This is a genomic window from Pseudochrobactrum kiredjianiae, from assembly GCF_030362795.1.
In the GTDB taxonomy this organism is placed as follows: Bacteria; Pseudomonadota; Alphaproteobacteria; order Rhizobiales; family Rhizobiaceae; genus Pseudochrobactrum; species Pseudochrobactrum kiredjianiae.
In genome coordinates, this window is sequence record NZ_JAUCBM010000015.1 from 43,866 (window position 1) to 65,988 (window position 22,123).

The 22,123-nt window shown below is 51.5% G+C and carries 18 protein-coding genes; 9 read left to right on the forward strand and 9 right to left on the reverse strand.

All coding sequences use genetic code 11. From position 1 onward, the window contains the following. The first annotated feature begins 56 nt into the window (after positions 1–56). Entirely contained in the window at positions 57–1,217 is a 1,161-nt protein-coding gene (locus QUF18_RS17910; protein ID WP_289388640.1) for an aminotransferase, read from the forward strand. A 3-nt stretch (positions 1,218–1,220) separates the two neighbouring features. Here QUF18_RS17910 and QUF18_RS17915 read toward each other — a convergent pair whose 3' ends face one another. After that, positions 1,221–1,826: a CDP-alcohol phosphatidyltransferase family protein gene (locus QUF18_RS17915; protein ID WP_289388642.1), complete on the reverse strand. Its 606-nt coding sequence runs from the start codon at positions 1,824–1,826 to the stop codon at positions 1,221–1,223. Positions 1,827–1,938: 112 nt separating this feature from the next. On the opposite strand from QUF18_RS17915, the gene QUF18_RS17920 reads away from it, so the two are divergent. The 4 genes from QUF18_RS17920 (at position 1,939) to QUF18_RS17935 (ending at position 6,694) form a co-directional block, all read left to right on the forward strand. Next, positions 1,939–3,714 carry a bifunctional alpha/beta hydrolase/class I SAM-dependent methyltransferase gene (locus tag QUF18_RS17920; protein WP_289388643.1) on the forward strand — a complete coding sequence of 592 codons (1,776 nt, stop codon included), beginning with the start codon at positions 1,939–1,941 and terminating at the stop codon, positions 3,712–3,714. Continuing rightward, positions 3,714–5,006: a phosphatase PAP2/dual specificity phosphatase family protein gene (locus QUF18_RS17925; RefSeq protein WP_289388645.1), complete on the forward strand. Its 1,293-nt coding sequence runs from the start codon at positions 3,714–3,716 to the stop codon at positions 5,004–5,006. Before QUF18_RS17920 ends, QUF18_RS17925 begins: the two co-directional genes overlap by 1 nt. Before the next feature lie 100 nt (positions 5,007–5,106). Further along, positions 5,107–5,760, forward strand: coding sequence for a lysophospholipid acyltransferase family protein (locus QUF18_RS17930; protein ID WP_289388647.1), 654 nt, complete (start codon positions 5,107–5,109; stop codon positions 5,758–5,760). Between the two features lies 1 nt (position 5,761). Next, a complete protein-coding gene (locus QUF18_RS17935; RefSeq protein WP_289388648.1) occupies positions 5,762–6,694 on the forward strand; it encodes a phosphatidate cytidylyltransferase in 933 nt (310 codons plus the stop codon). Positions 6,695–6,747: 53 nt separating this feature from the next. Here QUF18_RS17935 and QUF18_RS17940 read toward each other — a convergent pair whose 3' ends face one another. From QUF18_RS17940 to QUF18_RS17955, 4 genes are all read right to left on the reverse strand, one after another. Continuing rightward, the gene (locus tag QUF18_RS17940; RefSeq protein ID WP_289388649.1) at positions 6,748–7,572 is read right to left on the reverse strand and encodes an AraC family transcriptional regulator; all 825 of its coding nucleotides are present in this window, start codon (positions 7,570–7,572) and stop codon (positions 6,748–6,750) included. Between the two features lie 10 nt (positions 7,573–7,582). Next, a complete protein-coding gene (locus QUF18_RS17945; protein ID WP_289388650.1) occupies positions 7,583–7,990 on the reverse strand; it encodes a hypothetical protein in 408 nt (135 codons plus the stop codon). Between the two features lie 181 nt (positions 7,991–8,171). Beyond that, the gene (locus QUF18_RS17950) at positions 8,172–9,800 is read right to left on the reverse strand and encodes an MFS transporter (protein WP_289388669.1); all 1,629 of its coding nucleotides are present in this window, start codon (positions 9,798–9,800) and stop codon (positions 8,172–8,174) included. 245 nt (positions 9,801–10,045) lie between these two features. Next, positions 10,046–12,229, reverse strand: coding sequence for a TonB-dependent receptor domain-containing protein (locus QUF18_RS17955; protein ID WP_289388651.1), 2,184 nt, complete (start codon positions 12,227–12,229; stop codon positions 10,046–10,048). A gap of 199 nt (positions 12,230–12,428) precedes the next feature. Here QUF18_RS17955 and QUF18_RS17960 point away from each other — a divergent pair, with 199 nt between their 5' ends. Next, positions 12,429–13,538 (forward strand): GNAT family protein, encoded by a 1,110-nt coding sequence (locus tag QUF18_RS17960; protein ID WP_289388652.1) that lies wholly within the window; start codon positions 12,429–12,431, stop codon positions 13,536–13,538. Between the two features lie 87 nt (positions 13,539–13,625). Here the strand turns inward: QUF18_RS17960 and nadE are convergent, their stop codons facing one another. The 4 genes from nadE to asnB all read right to left on the reverse strand — a co-directional run bounded on the left by nadE (position 13,626) and on the right by asnB (position 18,616). Further along, positions 13,626–14,618, reverse strand: a complete 993-nt coding sequence (gene nadE / locus QUF18_RS17965; RefSeq protein ID WP_289388653.1) for an NAD(+) synthase — start codon at positions 14,616–14,618, stop codon at positions 13,626–13,628. Continuing rightward, entirely contained in the window at positions 14,611–16,173 is a 1,563-nt protein-coding gene (locus tag QUF18_RS17970) for a class I adenylate-forming enzyme family protein (protein WP_289388655.1), read from the reverse strand. The genes nadE and QUF18_RS17970 overlap by 8 nt, the downstream gene beginning before the upstream one ends. A 16-nt stretch (positions 16,174–16,189) precedes the next feature. Then, on the reverse strand, positions 16,190–16,444 hold the full coding sequence (locus QUF18_RS17975) for an acyl carrier protein (protein ID WP_289388656.1): 255 nt from the start codon (positions 16,442–16,444) through the stop codon (positions 16,190–16,192). A 249-nt stretch (positions 16,445–16,693) separates the two neighbouring features. Next, positions 16,694–18,616 carry an asparagine synthase (glutamine-hydrolyzing) gene (asnB, locus tag QUF18_RS17980; protein ID WP_289388670.1) on the reverse strand — a complete coding sequence of 641 codons (1,923 nt, stop codon included), beginning with the start codon at positions 18,614–18,616 and terminating at the stop codon, positions 16,694–16,696. A 213-nt stretch (positions 18,617–18,829) separates the two neighbouring features. Here asnB and QUF18_RS17985 point away from each other — a divergent pair, with 213 nt between their 5' ends. From QUF18_RS17985 to QUF18_RS17995, 3 genes are all read left to right on the forward strand, one after another. Continuing rightward, positions 18,830–19,729 carry a LysR family transcriptional regulator gene (locus QUF18_RS17985; protein WP_289388657.1) on the forward strand — a complete coding sequence of 300 codons (900 nt, stop codon included), beginning with the start codon at positions 18,830–18,832 and terminating at the stop codon, positions 19,727–19,729. An 88-nt stretch (positions 19,730–19,817) separates the two neighbouring features. Continuing rightward, entirely contained in the window at positions 19,818–20,747 is a 930-nt protein-coding gene (locus QUF18_RS17990) for a DMT family transporter (protein ID WP_289388658.1), read from the forward strand. A gap of 213 nt (positions 20,748–20,960) precedes the next feature. Further along, entirely contained in the window at positions 20,961–22,010 is a 1,050-nt protein-coding gene (locus QUF18_RS17995; protein ID WP_289388659.1) for an ABC transporter substrate-binding protein, read from the forward strand. The last annotated feature ends 113 nt before the right edge of the window (positions 22,011–22,123 follow it).

The window sequence follows — 22,123 nt, forward strand, 5'->3', positions numbered from 1 at the left end:
CGGAATCGTCCGAAAAACGAAAACACTTTTCGGTCCGATGCTCTAAGGGGATTATCATGGTCAATCCGGTTTTCGCATCATCCGGCATATCTGTCTTTGAAATCATGTCGCGACTGGCCGCAGAAACCGGTGCCATTAATCTCGGTCAGGGGTTTCCCGAAGGGCTGGAACCGCAGGAACTGATTGCAGCTGCAACCGATGCTCTGCATAGTGGTTCGCATCAATATCCGCCGATGCTCGGTCTTCCCGCCCTGCGTCAGGCCGTGGCTGGTAATGCCCGCCGGTTCTTCAATATTGAGGCCGATTGGGAAACAGAAGTACTTGTCACTTCCGGCGCGACCGAAGCGCTGGCCGCCAGTTTCTTTGCACTGATTAACTCCGGCGATGAAGTGATTGTACTGGAACCGGCCTATGATTCCTACAGTCCGGTGATCCGCCGTGCTGGTGGTGTGGTTGTGCCGGTGCGCCTGTCACCACCCCATTGGGAATTACCCTTACAGGCACTGAGCGATGCAATCACCCCGCGCACGCGCCTGATTGTCGTCAATAATCCGATGAACCCGATCGGCAAGGTTTTTTCCCGCGAGGAACTGAGTTTCATCGCGGAGCTGGCTCTAAAACATAATCTCACCATCATCGCCGATGAAGTTTATGAGCATCTGACTTTCGATGACAATCAGCATATCTCCCTGTTTTCACTGCCGGAAATTCGCAACCGTGTTGTGCGGATCGGATCGGCAGGTAAGAGCTTTTCACTCACCGGCTGGAAGGTTGGCTATATCACCGCCGATGCGCAATTGTTGAAAGTGATCTCCCGCGTCCATCAATATATGACCTTCACCACACCACCGGCATTGCAAGCCGCCGTAGCGGTTGGCCTCAACCTGCCGGACAATTATTTCACCGGTCTGCGTGATGAACTAACCAAACGCCGCGATTATCTCGATGCCGGTCTGCGTGAAGCCGGTTTTAGCATGGCCACCGCTCCTGCTACATATTTCGCAGTCGCTGATATCAACGATCTCGACAAGGATGGTGATGATCTGGCCTTTAGCCAGCGTCTCACCCGCGAGGCTGGAGTCACACCGGTGCCGGTTTCGTCTTTCTATTCAGAGCGCAATATCACCAGCCATGTGCGTTTTTGCTTCGCCAAAAAGCTCGACACGCTGGAGACCGCTATTAACCGGCTGCGAGACTGGCGCAAGAAACAGGGCTGAAACTCAGCTCTTTGCGGCCTCTGCTAAGCCTCTGCGAATACGGTTGAAAATCGTCCACAATAACAACACGATAAGCAGCGGCTGCAACCAGATCATCCATTGTGGCAGGAAACCATCAACGGCCAGCCAGCCACCCAAAATGCCGAACAGCAGCGCTCGGTCACTCTTGCCCATCGGCCCGTCATAACGTCTTGACGCGCCGACACTTAAGCCCAGCAATCCGACAAATTCCGTGAGCAAGGCCAGCACAATAATCAGCCCCATCCAATGCGGTTGAAATGGCGCAATCCAGAGAAACGGCATAAATAGTGCCGTATCAGAAACCAGATCGCCAAGCTCGTTGAGATAAGCGCCCAAGGCGCTTTGCTGGTTAAATTCCCGCGCCAGCATCCCGTCGATGGCATTCATCGCCATGCGGACAAACAGCCATATGGGAACAAGCCAAAACCATGCTTTATTATCAGCGATCACTAACCAGACACCGACCAGTACAGAGATCAGCATTGCTGTAACCGTTACCTGATTGGCAGTGATCCCGCATTGCGCCAACCGGCGGGTCAGCGGGCGCAATAAATCCTGAAAGCGGCTCTTAAGCTGATAAACAGACACGATATCTCTCACTGCAAAATCATTTTTCTTAAACATCGTTTAGTCTAAATGACTTACAATAAATAGCGGGACAATACGCATATTCATTCCACGCTCTATGAAAGACAGGCCTATGACTTCGGTAAAACGCGATTGCACTGAGCGGCATTTTATCAGCCATGACCGGCAGGAAATCTTTTTTCGTCACTGGCCTGCTTTGAGTGAAAAGCCCGAAGGCGCTATCATTCTGCTGCATCGCGGGCACGAACATAGCGGCCGTGTAGCGCATATTGTTGATGAGCTGGGGCTGGATAATTACAGCTTTTACGCATGGGACGCTCGCGGTCATGGTCTCACCCAAGGGCAGCGCGGTTATTCGCCATCCTTTGCCACAACTGTACGCGATCTGGATTGCTTTGCCCGTCATATTACCGAGACAGACGGTTTCGCTTTACAGGATATGGCGCTGATTGCACAAAGTGTGGGCGCGGTTATCGGTGCCACATGGGTGCATGATTATGCACCGCCGATCCGCGCCATGGTACTGGCTGCACCGGCTTTTGACGTTAAACTCTATGTACCGCTGGCCAAAGAAGGCATCTGGCTCTGGCAGAAGCTCAAAGGCACATTCTTCGTCAACTCCTATGTCAAAGCCCGTTTTCTGACCCATGACAAAGAGCGGATTGAATCCTTTGAAAATGACCCGCTGATTACCCGCCCGATTGCTTCCAATATTCTGCTGGAACTCTATGAGAATGCTGTACGCATTGTCCGCGATGCCCGTGCAATCACCACACCGACACAGGTGCTGATTTCCGGTCGTGACTGGGTGGTGCGCGATACACCGCAACACCGTTTTTACGAAAATCTCGCAGGCCCTGTTAAAGAGCGTCATGTGCTCAAGGGCTTCTATCACGACACATTAGGCGAGCGTGACCGTGCCTTGGTTTTTGCAAAAATCCGGCCTTTCATTGAGCAGCAATTTGCCAAAGCACCGCAACAAAGCGCGCTGCTCAATGCCCATATTCAGGGCTATACCCGTGATGAGGCAGACCGTCTGGCTACCCCTCTGTCCATTACCAGTCCGCGCGGCTTCTATTGGGGTATGACCCGTGCTTCTATCCGTATCGGCGCGCTGTTCTCGGAAGGGTTGAAAACCGGCATCCGCACCGGTTTCGATTCCGGCTCCACTCTTGATTATGTCTACCGTAATGAGGTGAAGGGCTTAGGCCCCGGTGGCCGCTATACTGACAAGACCTTCCTCAACGCCATTGGCTGGCGCGGCATCCGCCAACGTAAACTTCATCTGGAAGAACTGATCCGGCAGGCTGTTACCCGTTTGCAGGATGACGGCAAACCGGCACGCATTCTCGACATTGCTGCCGGTCACGGACGCTATGTGCTGGATGCACTCACCACCAAAGATGATGAAATTGCCTCAGTGCGCTTGCAGGATTATTCTCCGATCAATGTGCTGGCTGGTCGTCAGTTAATCGCAGAGCGTAATCTCACAGGTAAAGCCGAGTTCCATGAAGGTGATGCTTTCGACGGACAGGCACTTGCGGCACTCGGCAAAGATACAGAAACAGCGCCCAATCTGGCAATTGTCTCCGGCCTGTATGAATTATTTGCCGATAATGATCAAATCGCAAAATCGCTGCAAGGACTGGCACAAGCCGTGCCGAGCGGTGGCTATCTGATCTACACTAATCAACCTTGGCATCCGCAGCTGGAAATGATCGCCCGTGCGCTCACGTCTCACCGTGGCGGACAGGCATGGGTGATGCGCCGCCGCACGCAAAATGAGATGGATCAGCTGGTCGAGGCCGCAGGTTTCCGCAAGATTGAACAGCGTATCGACCAGTGGGGCATTTTCACCGTGTCTCTGGCGCAACGTATTGAGCAATAATGCAGCTTCAGTCGCAAGTGCATAAAACAGATCCGGCATTGATCCGGCGGGGCATATACTTGCTGCTGCTTCTCGCCCCGCTGTTTTATGCGACTTACGGACTGGCGAACTGGCTGGCATCGCAGCGCGTTGCAGTGCCGGAGATTGTCTTTGATTGGGAAAAGCAAATCCCGTTCTGGGGTTGGACTATCATCCCCTATTGGTCGCTCAATCTGTTTTATGCTGTCGCAGTTTTGGCCGCTACCGGCAAACAAGCACAAGACCGGCTGGTCGGCCGCTATCTCACGGCGCAATGCATTGCCTTTGTCTGTTTCATCGCTTTTCCGCTGACCATCACATGGCAGAAGCCTGTAACAACCGGCCTTTCCGGCTGGTTATTCGCCATGCTCGGCAATTTCGACCAGCCATATAATCAGGCGCCTTCCCTGCATATCGCCTTGACAATTATCATCTGGGATCATCTGCGCGGCAGAATGCCAGTGTTTTGGCGCATGATCTGGCATGGTTGGTGTTTGTTGATTGCTCTGTCCGTTCTCACCACATGGCAGCATCATTTCATTGATGTTCCGGCCGGTGCTTTGCTCGGATTGTTCGCTTTGTGGCTGTTTCCCCGTGAAGGTGTTGTCCCATGGCAGGATTATCGTATCACCCGCGACCGCAAAGCCTTGCAGCTTGCCGCTATTTACGGCGGCGCAGGTTTGCTGCTCTTTGCCCTCACATTGAACGGACAACATCCGACGATCCTGCTGCTGCTTTGGCCTGCCTTGGCTTTGCTGTTACTTGGTTTGGCCTATAGCGGTGGCGGTACAAAATTCTTTCAGAAACGCCGTGACGGTTCTGTGAGCCTTGCGTCTTTCTGGCTGTTCTTACCGCTACGTGTATTTTTCAGACTCAATCGTATCGTATGGACATGGCGCGAACCGCCTGCGGTCAGGATCACTGAAGACCTCTATCTCGGACGTTTCCCGAAACACTCAGAAACACAGAACTATGCTTGCATCATTGATATGACGGCAGAATGTATTGCACCGTGCAACAGCAGAGCCCATTGGCAGGCTTTTCCTCTCATGGATCTCGCCAAGCCGGATTTTGCCACTCTACACGCTGCCACAAATGCCATTCATGATGCACCACGCCCGACATTGATCTGTTGCGCATTGGGCTATCAGCGCAGTGCCAATCTCATTGCCCGCTGGCTGGTTGAAAGCGGTCAAGTCACGGATCGTCAAAAAGCGGAAGAACTGATCCGTCAAACCGGCAGACCGGTGCGCCTTTATGCAGACCATCAGTAAAATACCGGATTGTCCCCAAACCAAGAAATGATTGCGGAAACAGCTTTTATTCTGTTACTTGCAATAATTATTGGGTAGCAAATAAAAACGACAATCATTCATGGCTGATCCGGACACACATTCACTATTACAGATTTTCTCCGGTATGGTGCTGGCCTTTTTCTCCCGTGCCATTACCGGTGTCCGGCCGATTTGGAGCGGCACTGTCCCCTCACGTAAACAGCGTATTTATTTTGCCAATCACACCAGCCACGGCGATTTCATTCTGCTGTCCTCATCGCTGCCAATGGGCGAGCGGGCGCGAACCCGTGCCGTTGCCGGTGCGGATTATTGGAACGGCAATCCTTTGCGCCGGTTTATTGCCACGCGGCTGCTCGGCACTGTGCTGGTGGAACGCAACTGGATCGAACGCAGTGAAGACCCGTTACTGGTGATGTTACGTGCAATCGACAGCGGCCAATCGCTGATCTTTTTCCCTGAAGGTACCCGCAACATGACGGAAGAACCGCTGCTGCGTTTTCGCGCCGGTCTTTATCATCTCGCCAAAGCGCGGCCGGATGTGGAGTTGGTGCCTTGCTGGATTGAGAATATGTCCCGTGTCTTACCAAAAGGTACATTTTTGCCGGTGCCATTATTATGCCGTGTGATTTTCGGCACCCCGCTGCAATTGCAACCGGACGAAGAGCGCAAGGCTTTTTTACACCGCGCTCAATCCGCATTGCTAACCCTCAGCCCGCAACCTCAGGGAGAATGAAGTGAGCGAAGAAACCAATCTTCTCCTGATCGGGCTTATCGCATTATTATCTGTGGCAAGTCTTGCAGCCGCATTGATCAGCTGGCGCAGTCCCAAACCACTTCCCTCCACACTCAGCAATATCAATGCGCGTATCCGTGCCTGGTGGATCATGATCGCCGCGATCACCATTGCTTTTCTGTTTGGTAAAGCCGGTGTGGTTATTCTGTTTGGTGTGGTCTCATTCGCAGCACTTCGGGAATATGTGACCCTCACCCATACGCATCGCAGCGATCACTGGCTGCTGCTTGGTGCCTTTCTGATTGTCATTCCGGTGCAATATTATCTGGTCTGGGTGGAATGGTACGGGCTCTATTCCATTTTTATTCCCGTTTATGTGTTTCTCGCCATGTCGGTGCTGACAGCGCTTTGGGGTAATACCAGCCGGTTTCTCGAGCGTATTTCCGAGCAGCAATGGGGCATCATGCTCTCGGTCTATTGCATCAGCCATGTGCCTGCGCTGGCCACATTGCATATTGAGGGTTTTGAAGGCCGACAAATGCTGCTGATCGCTTTTCTGATAGCTGTGGTGCAAGGCTGCGATGTGCTGCAATTCATCTTCGGAAAATTATTTGGCAAACACCGTATCTCACCTAAGGTCTCACCATCCAAAACATGGGAAGGTCTGATCGGTGGCGTGGCCAGCGCCTCTCTGCTCGGCGCAGCGCTGTCTTGGCTCACACCCTTCTCGCCGCTACAGGCAGGCGGTCTTGCAGCCATTGCCTGTATTATGGGCTTCTTCGGGGGTCTGGTCGCTTCCGCGATCAAGCGCGATCGTGGCGTTAAAGACTGGGGGCATATGATTGAAGGCCATGGCGGCATGATGGATCGTGCTGACAGTCTGGTTTTTGCAGCACCGGTGTTCTTTCATCTGATCCGTTATTTCTGGACATAACATTAAAAATCAGGGCATTTCCAATATTTAACGCTATTGGAAATGCCCTCACTTTATTGCAAAACCGCTCCGCGAAATAAGTTCCAGGAAGCACGGCGCTCAGCCAGAAAGCGCCCCGGCGGTGTGCCGACAGCTTTACGGAACATTGTCACAAATGCACCTGCGCTTTCATAACCCAGATCAAATGCAACTGATTGAATAGACCGCCCCTGTGTGAGCAATTGCACACCGGTAATCACATGCAGCTGTCTGCGCCAGCGCCCGACACTCATACCGGTCTCATGGCTGAACAAGCGGCTCAGGCTGCGTTCACTCATGCCGATACGATGCGCCCACACCTCCAGCGTTGCGTGGCTCGCAGGATCATCCAGCAACATATCCGTCAGTTTACGCAAACGATTATCCGCCGGTATCGGCAAGTGCAACTGTTCCAGTGGCGCAGCTACCAGCTCGTCCAGCAGCACACGGATCAGTCTGCCTTCAGCACCGTCTTCATCGTAATATTCATCAAAACCAGCAGCCTTCTCCAGCAGGCTTTGTAACAAAGGCGAGACGGAAACACTGCAACAAACATCCGGCAAACCATTCATAATATCCGGCTCGACAAACAGGCCAAAACCACGCACTTCTCCGGTACTTCTGGCCTTATGCGGCAGAGCACCCGGTATCCAGACCGCACATTGCGGCGGCACAACCCAGACACCACTATCCGTTTCAACCGTCACCACGCCGCTGGCACTGAATAAAAGCTGCGCTTTACGATGGGAGTGACGCGGGAACTCCCAGCCATCCACTACCATCGACAATCCCATCACAACGACCGGACGATTAATCTGATCCGGTAATGCATAATCAGGAAAACTCGTTGTAAAAAACATGAAACCACCGTTACTCTGATGACTGCTCCAGCAGCATATGTGCCTGCTGAACCGCCTCGTCATTGCTCTGCATGACAATCATCGGATGCCCCCAGAACTTGCCGTAAATCACTGAGAAAGCTTTTGCAGCCAGCCGCTTTACCGAGCTTGGCTCCACATAATACATCGCCTTCACATAATCGCGTAAATCGGCTTTGTGCTGCTTCATCCACAAAGAGACAACGCGACGGTCGGCAACGCTATCACCCGGATCCTTGTCGAAATCCGCACCACCTGCGAGAAACACAAATGCTTGTTTGCGCTGCAAACATTGCTCAAAAATCTGCAATGTCTCTTCAATTGTCTGATTGCCTTCACCAGAATAATCCATCCGCACCAGCGGAAAATCCTGAATATCAATCTGCATACTCTGCCTCATAAATTATACGCCTGTGATTGGCGCTAAAACATGAGTTATTTTGTACAGTTTTAACATGCTGGCGTCATTCTGTCATGAGGCCATAGAATATTTCATTCCGGCCACATAAATGCGCCTGAAATACAAAACGTCGGTCTGCATCAAACAGACCAGCGTTTAAAGATTTTCTATGAAAAGAAAATCAGGTGATTTCAATATGCGGTTTCAATGGCATATCATCATGCAAGGGTACGGTCTGGCGCTCGATCATGCGATGGACACGCGGCTTTTCCGGCCCTTTATGCAGTGACAGCAATTTCTCTGATACGGCAGCATCCGCATAGGTGCGGCGCTGATTATGGCGCACATATTCCACCCATGTCGGCACATGATAGGTTTCTGTCCAGATATCGGGATTTTCCAGATCGCGCAGCAATGCCCATTGTTTTGCACCATCGCGGATGCGGATGCGCCGACGGGCAGCCATTGCTTCCAGAAAGGCATGCACATTCGGCTGCTCAATATGATAATCCACCATCACCATAATCGGGCCACTGCGCGGACGAATGTCCAGACGCAGCTCCGGCTCGGCAAATGAGTTGAGCGGATCAAGATTGAGCTTGTCAAATTCCGGTAGCTTAAAGACCAGCCCGACCAGCGCACCGCCAACCAGCGTGAAAGCTGCAACACTCAGTGCTGTTTCAGGGCCATAGCCATCTGCCACGGTGCCCCATAGCCAGCTGCCAGCCGCCATGCCACCAAATGTAGCGGTCTGATAAAGTGCCAATGCGCGTCCCACCACCCAACGCGGCGTGGACAATTGCACGGTAACATTGAACAGCGACAAGGCCAGCACCCATGAAGCACCGGCAGGCAACAGCAACAAGCAGCTTAAAATAACCGAGTGGCTATAGGACAGCAGATAAACACTGATACCAAAGGCAATAAATGCACCACGGACGATCGTTTCATTGGCAAATTTCTCGCGCAGCTCACCGGAAGTGAAAGCACCGGCAATCGCACCAAGGCCAAAAGCGCCAAGCATAATACCATAGGTCAGCGCAGTCCCCTGCACCAAATCACGGGCGACCAGCGGCAGCAGTGCCAGCACAACTATCGCCGACAGACCGAACAGGAAGCCGCGAAACATCACCTTAATCAGGTTTGGCGACATTGAAACATAGCGCAATCCGGCAGAAACGGCACGACCGAATGTCTCACGCGGTAGTGTAGATTTTACAACCTGCGGCTTCCAGCGCAGCAATGCAATAATCAGCGGAATATAGCTGACAGCATTGATAATAAACGCAAAAGCCGCACCGGCAACAGCCACGATAAAACCACCAATGGCGGGGCCGATACTGCGCATGGCATTGAAGCTCATGCTGTTGAGTGCCACCGCCCCCGGCAAATCGGAGCGCGGTACAATATCGCCCATCGAGGCTTGCCATGACGGGTTGTGCAGAGCGCCGCCACAACCGATCAGAAAGGTGAAGCTCAGCAACAGCCATGGTGTGAGCCAGCCCATATAGCCGAAAATCGCCAGCATCAGTGATACCAGCAGCATCATGAACTGTGCAATCAGCATGATACGGCGGCGATCAAAATTATCGGCCAGCGCACCGGCAAACAGAGAAAAGAACATCACCGGCAAAGTGGTGGAAGCCTGCACCAGCGCCACCATATTGGAGGATTGCGCAATGGTGGTCATCATCCAGCCTGCGCCCACCGTCTGGATCAGCCCGCCCAAGTTAGATGCAAGCGTTGCGGTCCATAAAGAACGAAAAGCTTTATGTTTAAACGGGGCTAAAGGCGATACACTTTGCGACACCGCAGTATTTCCTATCCGAAGCAGAAGCTCCATCATGCATGGTTCGGTATAACTTCATTGAAAAATTTAAACAGCCTGTAAAATCAATGTGCAAGCCGCAAACATCCCCTCACTGTCTAACATAGGCAACATTGAAAAAAGGCGTACTGGTTATTTTGACGCAACCGCAATTTTTTTCTTTGTAATAATAAAAAACTGCCGGATTGCTCCGGCAGGTTTGAGCTTCAAACAGAGGTCAACAATCTTCAGAATTTAGCGCTTGCACCAAAAATAAAGCTGCGGCCTTTGCCTGAATATTCATTTTCGCCCAACGGCCCTGAAACAGCCACGCGGTAATTTTTATTCGCTACATTCTCAACCGAGAAAAACAGTTCTGCATTTTCTTTCAGCTTATAAGAACCGTAAAGATCGTAGAGTATATAGCTCGGCAATTCGAATTTCTGACCAAAATCCGTACCAAAATAGGCATAGCTGCTTTTGCCGAAATAGCGTGCCTGCGCGCCCAAGGTGAGCGTCTCATCAAACAAACGAATACCTGTATCAAGCGTGCCATACTGATCGGGTATCATGAAAGCATCGCCGTTGCCTGCACCGGCGCCTTCGCCGATCGGCTGATCTGTTTTGGCACGGGTATAAGAAACATTGGTGTAGAAGAAGCCGAGATCGTAACTGCCCTCAATTTCCCAGCCATACATTTTGGTCTTGCCCTGTCGGTTGATCCACATCGCAGTCGGGCCACGGTTCGGCACATCCACAAAGTCATTAACGACAAAGTTTTCGATGTTATTGTGGAAGAAGCCAGTCTTCAGACGGAATTTATCGCCGCTGCGTAACAAGCCGTCTTCAGTCAGGTTCACCCCGACATCCCAGCCTTTGCTATATTCCGGTTCAAGATTGAGATTATTGGCAATGCCGCTGCCCAATCCTGCACCAATCGGGATCAGTGAGAAGAACATTTCCTGCACAGTCGGCGGACGGAAAGTATGGGCATAGGTCGCATAAAGCTCCATGCCCTGATAAGGTTGCGCCGTCACAGACACTTTCGGCAGCCATTTACCGCTGCTGCGCTCGATATCCTTGTTACCGCAGACAGGCCCGCCTGCAGGGCAATCACCCGTACCCGCCGCATAGGCTGGTTGGAAACCTTCAACATTCCAATGGTCGTAGCGCAAACCACCTGTGAATGTGAACATGTTCCACGACAGGGTCGCATCGGTGAAGCCACTGGTTTTCTTTAATGTTCCGGGAGGATTAGCGCCGCGATAATTATTGATCAGATATTCGTCACTGCTCAGGGAGCCGCCATAAAACAGGCTGAGCTGTACATCCTCGGCCAGCATGGTTTTGCTGGTATTGGAAATATCAAAACCATAGCCGCGATCATCTGTCTTACGGCCGCGATAGCTCCCGCCGGTTGCCGCATAGTCCATATTGGTGCGGTTGTAATAGGCATTCACCTTCAGATCGATCCAGTCATTATCGTCCGGCGTATAGGCATAATTGGCCGTATAGGATGCATTTTTCAGATCCTGCTCGTAATTCGCATAGACGAAGCGGTTTTCATACCAGCGGGCACCAAGTTTAAGATTATGCTCAGAGGATGGCGCAAATTCCAGTTTGAGCAATCCGCCACCCGGACGATTGGTGGCATCGCGCCCGCCATCCACATAAACACCATCGCCGTTTTTAAATGTGCCGTAGGATGTGCGGGCAAAGGCACCAAGCATACTGACATTACTGGACGGATCGCTATTGAGATTAGCGCGCACCGCTCCCGCCAGCATACCGGAGCCGCCAAAACCATTGGTTCCGGCTTTCCAGCGTGTCAGCACGCCGACATCATGGCCGGGCAAAACAATATCGTCAAAGTCAAGCGTGCGGAAATTTGCGGCACCGCTTAGTGTGCCCATACCGGCAGCGCCACCGACGGCCCCTTTACGCACATCAATACCGCCGAGCAATTCCGGCTGCACATAAAGCAATGTTCCGCCTGACGAAGCATGCCCTGCCACGTTGCGGAATGTCTGCGGCACACCATCAATCATCGCGTTAACGCGGCCAAAACCGCTCATTCCGCGAATATTCACCTCAATACCGGGCTGGCTACTTTGCTGACGGGTAAATACCCCCGGTGTCGAGCGCAGTGCAGCCTGTGCGTCTCCGCCAAATCGCTCCTGCAATGCATCCCCACTCACAGAACTGACCGGTGCAGGTGTGCGGTAAACCCCGTCACCTTGTGCAAAAGCACCATTCAATCCACCACTGATCGTAATGGTCTGTAATTGTGTGGCAGCTTCGGTTTGCGCGGCAGTTTTATCTTTAACCGCTTTTTGCTCTTGCGCCTGAGCAAGCGTAATCAAGGAAAAACCGGAAAGACTTAATATTGTACCGGCGAGAGATGCTTGCAGACAGCGCCTGACAACAGACATAATACCCCCTTTGGCAGGCGGACAGCATCCGTCCTGCCATGACATTCATGACAAGTTTTGATAGACAGAAATTTAACGAAAGAGTTTCACTCTTATATCTGGCAATATTAAACTTGATAAAAAGAATCAAGTTTTAGTTGATCACGATTTTGAGTTAACAGAACTGAACATATTTCAGCAAAAGCGGGGACTATTTTGCATGAGTAAAATCAGGTTTTTGACAAATGCGGACATGCCGGATGTGATCCGTCTGTTTCAAAAGATTTTTCAAAAGAGCAGTAAGCAGCCCTCTCCCGCCCTCAAAGCCTATCTGCAGCACCTCTATATCGGCCTTGCCGGTGAGACAGCCCCTGCCTCCAAGGTTCTGCTAAATGAGCAAGGAGCAATTTGCGGGTTTATCGGCGTTCATTATTTTGACTATTTGCACGGAACACAATTACTCAAAGCAGCAATGGTCGGCTCACTGATGGTCGACAATCATGAGCAGGACCCGCTGGGTGGTGCAAAACTGATGCGCAGCCTGCTGGATGATAATTATGATCTGATCCTTACCGAAACGGCGAGCGAAACCACTGCCGCTATGTGGAAAAAACTCAATGCTGTTCAGTTCACCAATTACAGTCTCGACTGGTTACGGATTATCAGCCCGCTTAAATTTGCAGTTGAGACAGCCGGTTCAAAACTGGGACTGCTGAAACTCTTTCTCCCTGTCGCGGGTTTTATTGACCAGCGCAAGCGCAATGCCATGCCGCATAATAGTTTGCGGTGGTCTGGCACACCGCAAAACTGGACTGCCGGTCAGACGTTGCAGTGTCAGCAAATTGATATGGCAGAATTCACTGCGCTTTATCATCAGTTCAGTGCAGATTTTGCCAGCCGCCCGCAATGGCAGGAACAGCAATTCACTGCACGATTACAGGATGCTTTGCAAAAGCCGGATTACGGCCAGCCTTTTATGGTGAAAGCAGCAACCAAAACCGGCAAGACTGTCGGGCTGTTTCTCTATCACTTGCGGAATGGCGGCACAGCACGGGTATTGGAGCTTCTCAGTCATCCGAAGGCTGCCAGCCAAACCATTGATGCGCTGATCCATCATGCGGCACAAAACGGGGCTGTGGCCATTCGCGGACGCACCCAACCGCTGATGATGGAAGCCATGCTCGGCAAGCGCATTGCCTTCACCCATCTCGCGTCTACCATGGTCTGGGCGAAAGATCCTGCTATGCTGGCAAATTTCGAAACAGGTCGCGCACAGCTCAACGGCATTGCCGGAGAGCATTGGAGCTGCCTCAGCGGTCATCCGCTTTAAAGCATTTCCAGTAAAAGCGTGAAGCGGTTTTACGCAGGATAATGCGTAAAAAACAATATAAAAAACCGCCTTAAAGGCGGTTTTTTATTATTTTAGAAAATCTGTCACCGGTTCAACCAGCAGCGGCGGTTCGTGCAACGCCTTGGTGGTTTTGCGCTTGGCAGTAATATCCGCCCAGACATGCTGCACCTGTGCTTCATTCAGATTGGTGGCTTTAGCGGTTTCTGCGACGCCAATATTATGGTTCAGCGCATAGAGGCACAAATCCATCAGATAATAAGGCAGGGAGAAATAGAACTCCTCCTGCGTCTGCGCCAGCGAGAAAGTGTCCGTCGTCGGCGGGCGCTTGCGAATATCTTCCGGCACGCCGAGATATTCCGCCAGCTGATAGACCTGTGTCTTGTAAAGATGGGCAATCGGTTTCACATCTGCCGCACCATCACCGTTTTTAACGAAAAAGCCCTGATCATATTCAAGACGGTTTGGCGTACCCACAACCGCAAAGTTCAGGCGGTCGGCATGGTAATATTCAAACTGTTTGCGGGTGCGCTGTTTCATATTAGTTGCAGCAACAATGCCTAAGTAAGCTTCCGGTGTCAGACGAATTTTCTCCTGCTGACCATCCGGCGATTGCACCACCAGTGACGAAATATTATAGCCGCCATTCTCGGCAGCATTATTAATCACCAGTTTCGATGCCCAGTCCTCACCATAGGCAGGCACCACAGAACGAATAAAATCATCGCGGCGACGATAGCAGCCCATCGCAGCCAATGCGGGTCCGATATCCTCAATCACAGTCTGCACGTCGTAAGTCGCAGCCAGCTTCTGCCCGAGTGCCAATGACAGCGGATCGGAGTCATTTTCCGGCATAAAAATACCGAACACCTTATCCGCACCTACAGCCCGCACCGCCAATGCCGTGCTGACGCTGGAGTCAATACCGCCGGAAATCCCGACAACCAGACCGCGACGGCGCAAGCCGCGCAACTGACTACGTAAAGCCGCAGTGATTTTTGCCACTTCTGCTTCCGCATCAATCACCATTGTCTGCGGTGAAAATTCTTGCATCTTACTCATCCTGAAACTGCCTGTATTGTTTGGCCAATATTTCCGCCGCAAGACGACGACTGACTTTACCCGTATCCGTGCGCGGCAGTTCATCTGTTATCTGAACAAAACCCGGCACCATATAATCTTCGAGATGCTGGCGGCAGAAGCGGATAATATCCTTATCATTCAGCGCCGCATCATTGATTGTGACCAGCGCCGTGATTGCCTGCCCCAGCATTGCATCCGGCACACCGGCTACCACAGCCTCAAGAATAGCGGGGTGGCTGTAGAGTACCGTTTCAACCTCTTTGGGTGGTACTTTTTCGCCGCGCGATTTGATAATATCATCCTTGCGACCGACAAAATAATAATACCCGTCTGCATCCATGCGTAGCAGGTCACCGGTATGCAGTACCTTTTCCCACGTATTACGCCCTGTACGCAGCACTTCAGCGCTGGCTTCAGGATTGCTCCAATAGCCCTGCATCACATTAGGGCCGCGCACTACCATTTCACCTGCTTCACCAACCGGCACTTCTCCGCCCTGCTCATCCACCAAATAGACTTCGCTATTCGGCAGTGCGATACCGACGGATTCCGGTTTTTGGCTAATCATATGCGGTGGCAACCATGTGCAACGCTTACACTCGGTCATGCCGTACATGGAGTAAATTTCCGCATCTGGGATAACCCGTTGCAAAAACGCAATATGCGGCACCGGCAATTGCGCCGCCGTATTGGTAATATAACGCAGATCAGGCAAAAAACCCGCAGCCAGATCTTTCATTTGCATCATGATTGCGGACATAGTGGGCACAATCGGAAAACCCGTTACCTTCTCCGTCCGCATCAGATCAAAGACTGCCTGCGGAAAGGCAAAGGACTTTTCCAAGATCAGCGTCGCGCCAAGCTTGATTGCCATCAGCAATTGATAAAGCCCGTAATTGAACGACAGCGGCAACACGGAGAGAATAATATCATCCTGCGTATTTTTTAAAAGGCCGGTCAGAGATGTCGCCGCCGCTTCAATGTTGCGATGTGTCATCATCACGCCCTTAGGGCGACCGGTTGAGCCGGATGTATAAATCAGCATAGCGAGATCAATATCGATACTGCCATTCACCACCGGTGCGCTATCAGGCTGAGGCACAACAGCTTCCTCAAACGACAGGCAGGCACGCTTTGAACGGCTTGGCCCCTGCACTGCGATCACTACCGGAATCTTTGAAAAAGCCTCAGCCTCATCAATCACCGGCAATAATTTCGCCTGTGTCAGCAGAAGCGATGGTGTGCAATCATTGAGAATATAGCCAAGCTTATCTGCTTTGGTTGACGGATTCACTAATGTGAAAACCGCACCGGCCTTGAGAATAGCAAAAACAGAAACCGCGGCCTGCCAGCAATTATCCATAAAAATGACAACGCGATCACCGCGTTGCACATTCTGTGCCTGCAAGCATTGTGCCAGCGCCTCAGCCTTCGCGTCAAATTCGCGATAAGAAAGGCGCACTTGTCCTGTGACCAGCGCCGTTTTCTCACCGGTATTTTGTGCATGCGCTCTAAGGTAGCTCTCAATACGCATCGGGAGTGCCTTTTTATCAGGCAGCTTGACGGGCAGACACAAAATTGACGATCTTTGCCACGCTGTCGAGATTGGCCGGAACGATGTCAGCATCCGCCATTTTTACACCGAATGCCTCATCGATAAAAGCAATCAACTCCAGCACGCCGGTGGAGTCCATAATATCATTATCAATCAACGAAGCATCATCTTCCAGCGCATAATCCGTATCGCCAAAAAGAAAATTCTCAACGATGAAATCACGCAGACGGATTTTAATTGTGTCACTCATAGTCATATCCTGTTTCAATCACGCGCAAGCTTCGCATTAGAGCGCGTTTCGATCTGATTGGATCAGAACGGTACTCTAATCATTTGTTTTAACGCGCATCTTTTCCGAAAACCGTTTCACATTTTTCGGGATACGCTCTAAGCAACAGCCTGAGAGTTCTCTCAAGTAAGTCTTTAAAATATAATTCTCTGCCGTCTCTCTTAGCCTATTTGTTTAACAAAGAGACCATTAAACTTAACATTGTCTGCATTAATTGAAGAAATTAGTAAATTTTTGCAACCACAGCTGCGTGGATAGAATACCAACATAGGCTGTATTGTCGCGGAAACCGCTTAACCCTTGCCCTTTATTCTTCTCATATAATTTAGATACAGCTTTAGCGTTGAAATATCCGCTCTCCTGAATACGGTTTTCACTCATCAAGTCACGAACATAATCTTTCTCACCTTTGCCGGTAAAAGACTGGCTATCCGGTGCACGATAAGGCTGTTTTTGGCGTTGCAGCACCTCTGCCGGAACCCGCTCCCGCGCTACGCGACGCAACAAATATTTCTCGGTCAGACCATGTAGTTTCAGTGACGGATGGAGTTTAGCAGCAAATTCCGACAGACGGTAATCCAAAAACGGAAAGCGCGTTTCCACACCATGCGCCATCGCCATGCGGTCTCCCTGACTCGAGAGAATATAGGACGGCAACAAAAACCGGCATTCCAGATATTGCGCCTGATGCAATTCATGCCACTGGCCAAAGCGTTCCGGCAATTTCGCGGCCAGTTCTTCGCCTGCATCATACCCCCCGATTTCACGCTTCAGATCGGCTGAGAAAAACAATTTAGCCGCACCCGTCGCCTTCATGCGCGGCCGGTGCGAATAGAGCGGATCAGCCAGATCAGCCCCGTGAACACCAAAAAATGCTGCCAGCGTTTCCGGTGGCTGTGCCTGTAACCCCGGCAAATAGGGATAGAGCCTGCGAAACAAGTGTGGCCTGATCTGTGACTGCGGCTGCCTTGCGCAAAATCGCCGGACTTTGGCCTCGCGGAAAATATCATAACCGGCAAAAACCTCATCCGCGCCCTCACCGGTCAGCACCGCTTTCATTCCGCTGTCACGCACCAGTTGCGCCAGCCGGTAAAGCGGTGCCGGTGCGGTGCGCACCAAAGGCACTTCCGCAGCAGCAACAACATCGGGAAAAATCGTAGCAATATCATCCCCCGCAATCGAGATGGAATGATGATGCGTGTGCAGCGCCTGCGCCACCATGTGCTGATAGCGGCTTTCATCATAGTCCGCGTGCTCAAAGCCTACGGAAAAACTATGCAATGCACCCTTTGCAAGTGGCTGCGCAAAAGCCGCAATCAGTGATGAATCCAACCCGCCGGAGAGATAAGTGCCGACCGGCACATCCGCCTGAAGCCGCAAGCCTGTTGCATCCTGCAACAAAGCTTCAAGCTCTTCCGCAGCCGCATCAGCATCGGTGATCATCGCATCATGACGATCAGGATAATCCAGTTCCCAATAACGGTTAATCCTGATGCCATTGGCATCGCAGATCATCATATGTGCGGGTTCAAGTTCAGAAATATTGCGAAATGCCGTGCGCGGTGCAACCGGCGCCCAAAGCGTGAAAATCTGATCCAGCGCCAGTGGATCAAGCTCGGCCTGCACGCCCGGAACACGCAACAGCGCTTTGATTTCCGAGGAAAAATACAGAATACCGTCAACATGCGTATAAAACAGCGGACGCACCCCAAGGCGATCACGCGCAATAAACATCCGCTGCTGCTGTGCATCCCATAAAGCGAAAGCAAAATCACCATTCATATGGCGCAGGCAATCCGTGCCATAACGCGCATAAAGTTGCAGGATGATCTCTGTATCACTATGGGTTCGAAACCGTGCGCCCTGCGCTTCGAGATCACGTCGCAATTCTGCATGATTAAAAATCTGGCCGTTGAAAACCAGACTATGCTGGCGGTCATGGCTGTGCATCGGCTGCTGACCGTCGCTGATACCCACGATGGAAAGGCGTTTATGGGCAAGTCCTGCACCTTGCAACACCACCGCGCCCTGCTCATCAGGCCCGCGATGGGCAACAGCATCAGCCATCCGGCGCAACAAAACTTCCGGCGCCTGATCTGTTATCTGCCCGACATAACCCGCTAATCCGCACACAGCAACGCCCTCATCCACTATAGACGGCGGAAGCAAGCCAAAGAAAATACAATCCGCGCTTGCCAGAAAAACACCGCCTGACATAATCTTGTAGCGCAGAGTCCGGCGTATCGCCAAATAAGATTTTTACAAACGGTCACGCGCAAACAAGTATATCCGCGCAGAGTTAACGGGCATCATCTTATATTGCCGCATTCATACAGACAGGCTGTCATGCAGCGAAAACTAACTTTATCCCAGCTGGAATTGCTGCTCACTATTACCGCCTGTGGTTCCATCGGCCAAGCGGCGCGTCAGCTGCATCTCACACAATCTGCTGCCAGCCAATCCCTTGCCTCGCTCGAAAAGATACTCGGCTCACCGCTTTTTACCAGAACCGCATCTGGCGTTACACCGACAGCTTTTGCACAAAACATTCTGCCGGATGCCCGCAACGCGGTTGATGCGGCACTGCGGATTTTAAAAACAGCAGAGACCGCAGAAAACCAGCAGCGGCATCAGCCTCATCGCTTCAGCATTGCCGCGATCCCAAGCATTGCAGAAACATGGCTGCCGCAATGGAGCAAACAATTGCAACGCCTATTTCCAAAGCTTGAAATCTCGCTCTATCAGGGCACGCATCTGGAAGTGAGTGACTGGGTAAAGCAAGGGATTACCGATAGCGGCATTACAGCTTTAGCGCAGCACCTGACCGATAATCTTATGTACCAAGTTCTGAAACAAGAGGAACTGCTGGCCGTCATTCGCCGCGATGCGCCGCTCATGCATCAACCCGCACTGACATTAGAGAATGCGGCGCTGCAAACCATCATTATGGCGGCAGGCTCCGAGCATATTATGCTGCCACTGTTTCAGGAAGCCAATCTGCCTGAACCGCTGACCATCCTTACACAAGATGTGCCGACTGCGCTGAATATGGTTCGTCAGGGACTTGGCATCACTATTCTCGCCAGAGAGACATTTCCGCAAGCCGATTTTCACGATCTGCGGCTGCGCTCGCTGGAACCTGCTCTTTATCGGACATTGCAGCTGATAGCTCAAAAGGACATGACGCAGCCGGAGATTTATGCAGCCCTTTCCACACTAATCATGACCGGCATCGACCAGTCATAAGCTATACTTATGTGCAATCTGATCGGTTTTAATGACCGGTCAGCATGCTAATCATGCCACAGGCAGGTCTTCATAACAGGAGATCACCATGTCAGCCGGCACAACACATCCCGATCAAATTCCCTTGCCACAACAGGCCGCGCCCTCACGCTTCACGGCGCTTTTATGGGGACTACTCGGCTTATGCATCTGGTCCGGCTCTTTCGTTCTCACCCGTTTCGGGGTCAAATCCAGCCTCACGGCCTATGATATTATTGCGTTACGGTTCAGCACCGGCGGATTGCTGTTATTGCCGGTCTTGTTCAAGACAGGCTTAGGTCTCGACCGGCTGGGCCGCAGCGGCTTTATTCTGCTGGTCTGCGGTGCCGGTGCGCCCTATGCCTTGCTCACAGCGATCGGCCTGCGCTTTGCGCCTGCTTCGCAAGCTGCCGCCCTCACCCCAGGCCTGATGACTGTTTTAGTCGCTTTATTTGGCATATTTTTGCTCAAGGAAATACTGCCCAAACGCGGATGGCTCGGCATAGTGCTGATCCTTTCCGGTGCATTTGCGGTTGCAAGCCAGTCTTTTGAAAGCGGCCAATCCTACGGGCATCTGGCATTCTTTACCGCAGCAATTCTCTGGGCTGCCTATGTGATTTCTGTGCGGCGCAGCGGCATTTCTGCTCTCCATGCCACGGCTCTCGCGGCGGTTATTTCTGCCATTTTCTATCTGCCGCTTTATCTCGTCTTTTTCGACAAGAACATCACCACTGCCCCGTTAAACGATATCATTACACAGGCTGTCTATCAGGGCATATTCACCACAATCATCGGGCTGGTGGCCTTTAATCGTGCGGTTGCAGGCCTTGGTGCGGCGGCAGGATCTGCATTGTCATCGCTGATACCCGTGGTCACCATGATCTTAGGCATCATCTTTCTGCAAGAGATGCCATCGCTCACAGAACTCGCGGCCACAATACTGATTATCAGCGGTGTGCTGTGTCTCACACTTGTCCGCAAACCACTTAAATCCAAATAAAACATGCTTTTCCATCACAATTGCGCGGGACAGACCGGCATGAAGTGCCTTTTAGCTTCAAATCAAACGAAGTTTGCTTTAAAAGGCACACGAAATCATTGCAAAAAAATCCATACCTTTTCGCAAGAAAGTGACAAGGTTTGGACAGTGGTCAAAGAGGTATAAGTTGCACTGCAACGGCTGCCTCCTCCCGCTTTTGGTAAGGAAAAACAGATGCAGAAATTCCAGCTCTCCCGTCGCCAGACTCTCGCAGGGCTCAGTGCAGCCGGTGCTATGACTGTATTCGGCGCTCCTTTTACCTTAAGTGCCAGAGCGCAAGACGCTGAGATCAAGGCTGTACTGGGCATTATTCGCCTTGCCAGTCAGGCACCGAGCTTCATCGCAATGGAACGCGGCTATTTCAAAGCCGAAAACCTCGATATGGAATTCAAATATTTTGAAGCCGCCCAGCCGATGGCTGTTGCCATTGCCGGTGGGGATGTTGATTTCGGTGTAACTGCCATGAGCGGCGGCCTGATCAATCTGGCCGAGAAAAATGCAGTGAAAGTTATCGGCGGTTCCCTGCAGGAAGAAAAAGGCCTCGCAGGCCAGATTATTCTTGCCTCGAACAAAGCCTATGAAGCCGGTCTCACCGAGCCTAAACATCTGGCAGGTAAGAGCTTCGGCATCACCACCGCCGGTTCGTCCTTCCATTTCATGGCCTATAAAATTGCCAAGGCAAATAATATTCCATTGTCTGAAATCACTTTGCGCCCGTTGCAGAAAGTCGGCGCTGTTGTTGGCGCTCTGACCTCCGGCCAGATTGATGCATGGGCTATCCAGCCAAGCATTGCCAAAAAGATGATTGCAGAAGGTGCGGCCAAGCAAATCGGTCTGGTGTCTGATGTTGCGCCTGATTATCAGGTGACAACCGTTTTCACATCGACCAAAAATGCTGCGGAAGAACGCGCGAAAACAGAAGCCTTTATCCGCGCTTATTCCAAAGCCATTGATGACTATAATGCGGCACTGGTTGACAAAACCGCCTCTGCTGAGGAAGTCGATGCGATTGCAAAATTCGTCCATAAATATGTGGAAATGGATCTGCCGTTTGAACAGGCCAAAGCCAATCTGGTCAATGGTGCCATGCGTATCAATAAAGGTCTTGCACTGTCGCTCGGTTCTGTAACCGAACAGCTGAACTGGTTTAAAGACGAGAAAATGGTAAAAGACACCATTACACCTGAAATGCTGTTTGACACCAGCTACGTCAAAACCATCTGATCTGAAGTCTTTTCAGCCGGTACGGTTTATCCTGCCGGCTGTTTCCCGCGAATGATCAGGGCCCGTAGCGATAGAGCATTTCCAGTTTGTTTTAATTCCTAAGAAATGCTCTC